Annotated in this window: 4 protein-coding genes and 1 pseudogene; all 5 read left to right on the top strand. The window is 67.9% G+C overall.

The window, feature by feature from the left end:
• The first annotated feature begins 342 nt into the window (after positions 1–342).
• The 5 genes and pseudogenes from BLQ91_RS43550 (at position 343) to BLQ91_RS39880 (ending at position 2,323) form a co-directional block, all read left to right on the top strand.
• Entirely contained in the window at positions 343–471 is a 129-nt protein-coding gene (locus tag BLQ91_RS43550; protein ID WP_281199960.1) for a hypothetical protein, read from the top strand.
• 27 nt (positions 472–498) lie between these two features.
• Positions 499–744, top strand: coding sequence for an aminotransferase class I/II-fold pyridoxal phosphate-dependent enzyme (locus BLQ91_RS40925; RefSeq protein WP_176960222.1), 246 nt, complete (start codon positions 499–501; stop codon positions 742–744).
• Positions 745–777: 33 nt separating this feature from the next.
• Entirely contained in the window at positions 778–1,062 is a 285-nt protein-coding gene (locus tag BLQ91_RS39870; RefSeq protein ID WP_090105777.1) for a hypothetical protein, read from the top strand.
• Positions 1,059–1,229 (top strand): hypothetical protein, encoded by a 171-nt coding sequence (locus tag BLQ91_RS42390; RefSeq protein WP_218130585.1) that lies wholly within the window; start codon positions 1,059–1,061, stop codon positions 1,227–1,229. The genes BLQ91_RS39870 and BLQ91_RS42390 overlap by 4 nt, the downstream gene beginning before the upstream one ends.
• Before the next feature lie 46 nt (positions 1,230–1,275).
• Positions 1,276–2,323 (top strand): annotated as a pseudogene (locus tag BLQ91_RS39880) (SDR family oxidoreductase).
• The last annotated feature ends 91 nt before the right edge of the window (positions 2,324–2,414 follow it).

Genomic DNA, 2,414 nt, shown 5'->3' on the forward strand with positions numbered 1-2,414 from the left:
TGACCACCTCCCGCTCGACATGGGAGGACCAGCCTGGACCGTCAACCCACAGGGCCGATTACCGGGTCGACGTTCTGAGATGCAGCACTAGGACGGCGCCCTGCGCGACCGCATCGCGCGGTGGAAGGACCAGACCGGCTGGAACCCTTGCTTCCCCGTGATTGTCCGGGATCGGGACGGGATGATGTCCGGCGGGGTGCGGCAGACGTCGTTCTCCGGCTACAACTACCTGGGCCTCGCGTCCGACCCGGAGATTATGGCCGCCGCCAAGGCCGCGCTCGACCAGTACGGCACGTCGTGCTCGGCGAGCCGGCTGGTGCTGGAACGCCTCTGCACCAGGAGTTGCAGCGGGGCCTGGCGGACTTCCTCGGTTGCGAGGACAGCCTGGTGCTGGCCGGCGGCTACCTGACCAACGTCACGGCCATCGACGCGCTGCTGGCTGATGGCGACCTGCTGATCCACGACGCGTAGGCGCACATCAGCGTCAAGCAGGGCGGCGTGCTGTCTAACGCGGCCGTCCGCAGCTTCCCGCACAACGATCCGGCGGCGCTCGACCGGTTCCTCACCAGGTTCCGCGCGCAGTATCGTCGGGCGTTGCTCGTGCTCGAAGGCGTGTACAGCATGGACGGAGACATCCCGGACCTGCCGGCGTTCGTCGAGGTCGCGCGGGCACGACGTCATGATCATGCTGGACGAGGCGCACAGCATCGGCGTGCTCGGCGCCACCGGGCGGGGGCTCGGTGAGCACTTCGGGCTGCCGCGCGACGCGGTCGACCTGTGGTCGGGCACGCTCTCCAAGGCTTCGCGTCGTTCGGCGGCTACGTCGCCGGGCGCGCCGACATCATCGATCTCCTGCGTTACGGCGCTTCCGGTTTCCTGTTCAGCGCGGGTCTGCCGCCGGGTGACGCGGCGGCAGCACGTGCCGCGATGCGACGGATGCGGGCAACGCCGGAACTCTCCGCGCGGGCCAGGGCGAACGCCGCCCGGTTCGGCGCGCTGGGTGTCAGGCCGGGATCGACACCGGCAACCGGCACCACGAGGCACCTGTCGTGCCCTGCATGACCGGTGACGAACAGCTCACCGTTGATCTGGCGCACCGGTTGTACCAGCAGGCAGTCATGGGCAACACGATATTGTACCCGGCCGTGCTTGAGGGCAAGGAACGGCTGCGCTTCTTCGTCACCGACGAGCAGTCGACCGCGCGGTCAGCTTGCTCACCGAACACATGACTGCGCTCGGGCTGCTCCAGCGCCCTGCCACCGAGAGGAATCCCCAGTGAGCAAGAAGGACTGGACCGGACGCCACGTCCTGGTCACCGGCGGGTCCAGCGGCATCGGGCTGGCACTCGTCCGTCAGCTGGCAGCCCGAGGCGCGAACGTCTCGGTGGTGGCCCGCGATGAGAGCGCTGCACCAGGAGGACGAGCCGATCGCGACGGCGTCCGCGGACGTGGCCGACCCGGAGGCGTTGCGGCACGCGGTGGCCGCGCTGCAGGAACGGCACGGGCCCGTGCGGGACGCGATCCTGTGCGCGGGAACGGTGTTGCCGGGCTACTTCACCGAGCTGCCAGCCGACACCTTCCGAGACCAGATGGAGGTGAACTACTTCGGCATCGTGAACGCGGTGCGGCTGGTCGTGCCGGGCATGATCGAGCGAAGAGAGGGCACGATCACCTGTGTGTCCTCCACGGCCGGAGTGATCGGGGTGCTCGGCTACAGCGCCTACGCGCCCAGCAAGTTCGCTGTCCGCGGGTTGTGCGACTCGTTCCGGATGGAGTCGAAGCCGCACGGCATCCACGTCGCCGGTGTGTATCCGGCCGATGTGGACACTCCGCAGCTCGCCTTCGAGAAGCCCTTCAAGCCGAAGGAGCTGGTCGCATTGTCGGGCAGCGTCGAGCCGATGTCGCCGGAACGCGTTGCGGCGAACTTGATTCGCGGTGTCGAGCGACGCAAGGCCGTCATCCGGCCGGGACTGACGATCCGGCTGCTGTGCGCGGCGGCCGCGCCACTCCTCATCAGCGGACTCGGCGCCATCGCCTCCGCGGCGGAGCTGCCCTGCTACCGCCTGAACTCGGCACAGGGTCAAGCGCTGGGGGAGGTCTGCGGAACGGCGATCCGCAACAACAAGGGAATCATCGACTTCCAGTGGCGAATCGACGCCGCAGCCGGTGCGAACGTGGAGTTCTGGGCACGAACGGATCAGATCGTCGTGCGGAGGTTCTACGACCTGTTCGGGGGCCTGGAGGCCAAGCGGTCCATCGACATCCGCGTCTGCCGGGACGGTTCATGCGGTGCCTGGGTGCCGGTCAAGGTGGAGAACCGTTAGGAGCTGTTTGAGGTTTGGATCATGTGGTCGAGGTCAGGGTCCTCAACCACATGACCGCTGCCCGCAGGCGTAATCCGGCTTCGTAGCTGTG

Origin of the sequence: Lentzea jiangxiensis, assembly GCF_900104175.1 — a bacterium.
In the GTDB taxonomy this organism is placed as follows: domain Bacteria; phylum Actinomycetota; class Actinomycetes; order Mycobacteriales; family Pseudonocardiaceae; genus Lentzea; species Lentzea jiangxiensis.